This is a genomic window from Kitasatospora sp. NPDC059817, assembly GCF_042731835.1.
Lineage (GTDB): Bacteria > Actinomycetota > Actinomycetes > Streptomycetales > Streptomycetaceae > Kitasatospora.
Genome location: NZ_JBHWIR010000406.1, coordinates 1 through 1,952, shown reverse-complemented (window position 1 = coordinate 1,952; position 1,952 = coordinate 1). Strand labels below are relative to the sequence as shown.

Annotated in this window: 2 protein-coding genes; both read right to left on the bottom strand. The window is 38.2% G+C overall.

The genetic code is table 11. The features are described 5' to 3' along the window. Positions 1–123: 123 nt before the first annotated feature. Positions 124–1,032: a hypothetical protein gene (locus ACFV61_RS35780; protein WP_375839305.1), complete on the bottom strand. Its 909-nt coding sequence runs from the start codon at positions 1,030–1,032 to the stop codon at positions 124–126. A gap of 90 nt (positions 1,033–1,122) precedes the next feature. Continuing rightward, on the bottom strand, positions 1,123–1,296 hold the full coding sequence (locus tag ACFV61_RS35775) for a hypothetical protein (protein WP_375839303.1): 174 nt from the start codon (positions 1,294–1,296) through the stop codon (positions 1,123–1,125). Between the last annotated feature and the right edge of the window lie 656 nt (positions 1,297–1,952).

Genomic DNA, 1,952 nt, shown 5'->3' with positions numbered 1-1,952 from the left:
TACACACCCCCTAAATCGTGGTGTGACAATGGGTTCTCGCCGGCTCGAAATCGGTTTGTCATTCTGACAAATAACCCTTCGGGAAATAAAAAAAACGGCTCCATAAAGAGGAACCGTTTTGCTTCAAAAATCACGTTTTGTGTTATACTGGAGAAACGAAATTGTGTTTTCAAAATTGTCATTTTCGACATGATAACTTTTCTCGTAGTGTGGTTTTGCCGAACCCACTACTTTTTTTATGTCTCCGAACTTCATTTCTTCCCGTTCCGGCTTAACAATCCCTTTTGATTTTCGATACATATTCATTCCGGAAGGATACATGTGCAGCCGTCCGCCTTTTAAAAATTTCTTTTCCCGACCTTCTACGATCTTTGTTTGCACCTCACAGCCCTCTGAAGCCACTTTTAAGGCTGTTTCCCTGTCTTGGACATCTTCTAGGTCTATATCAGTCAAATAAGCGCTCAAATAGGCTCCTATGTTGTCTATATCCTTTAATGACTTGATTGTTACAAATCCTAAACCCCATAGACTCCTTAATTCAGCATTTTTAATATAAATCTTATCCAAATCATTAAAGCGCATTAAAACATGACAATGCCAGGCTCCACGTCCTTGTGGCTCTACCACCGATAAATAATCTATCGAACTTTCTTTCTTGTATTTATAACGCAACCTGTCGATAAAATTTTGAAAATCACTATAAAGTTTTTTCGTGTCCGTCATATTTTTCTTGTATGTCAAAGTTATATGTAATTCATTTGGCCGTCCTATAAAATTGTTATTTATCAAATAACGCAGCTTCTTAAAGGTTTGTCTCAAAGAATTATAATTTTCCTGCCGATTTTCCGAATGCTCGAACTCCCGGATCTCCCCAGTAGAGAGGTCTACAAACCTATCCTTGTCCAATTTTTTGATATTATTTTTCCGGTTCATCTTCTCCATATGCTGAACTTCAATGACGTGATTCATAGTGGTCACTTTTACAACATCATTTGGAGCTATGAAAACCGCGTCACCATTGCGTTTATCCATCCATTTCCCCTCAATTTTTCCTGTAATGTTTAATTAAAATCAAGTTAATAATAAAGAACCCCAAATCCGAAGTCAGTTTTTCAACAAAAATTAGCGTCCTTTTCCCAAATAGTCCCTATACAATTCCTTAATAGCAAACTCAATTACAGCATCTTTTGAAACTCTTCCAAATTCATTGTGTTTTGTAAAATGTTCGGCTAATAACTCTAGCTTTTTAAATGTTTCAACAGTAATTCGAGGTCCAATTTGTTTTTTCTCTTCCATCCAAACACACTCCTAACAAGTTGTTAACATAATTCTAACATTGGAAATAATAGAATTCAAGAACAGAAAAAAGAAGCACACTCGGAATGATATTTCGTTTCCTTTTGATTCCGAGCCTCCACCCCTTACAATCCCCAAAGGCAACCGACAAGGGAAAATTCGTCCCTTATCGGCACCTCCGGAAATTGTACAGCAAGGGGTCACTCCCAATAAAAAGACTACGACATATAAAACAGGTTTAGCTTCAGAGAAAAAGAGCATAAGGAAACTCGGTGCCACCCTAAAAAAAAGGGTGTCAAACAGGCTGTGCCTGTTGAGTTTCTATGCTCTTAGAACAGGTGCCGTTTTTGAAGCCAAAGATATAGCATAGATACCCCATAGATATAGCAGGGATATACCAAAATATCTCTAGAGATACGGGTATCTATGCTATATCTCTCTACAAGATTCCTCCACACGCTTGACGGAAATGCTTCAGCATTTTAGCACTCACTCGACAGAGTGTATAAGTGCGCCATTCGGAATTTCAAAGCTTCAAATTTCACAGAGAGTGCCCATTTATACACACCCCCTAAATCGTGGTGTGACAATGGGTTCTCGCCGGCTCGAAATCGGTTTGTCATTCTGACAAATAACCCTTCGGGAAATAAAAAAAA

What these genes read in the sequence shown, in the direction of transcription:
- ACFV61_RS35780 (WP_375839305.1), bottom strand. Translation starts at nt 1,032, where the DNA reads ATGGATAAACGCAATGGTGACGCGGTTTTCATAGCTCCAAATGATGTT.
- ACFV61_RS35775 (WP_375839303.1), bottom strand. Translation starts at nt 1,296, where the DNA reads ATGGAAGAGAAAAAACAAATTGGACCTCGAATTACTGTTGAAACATTT.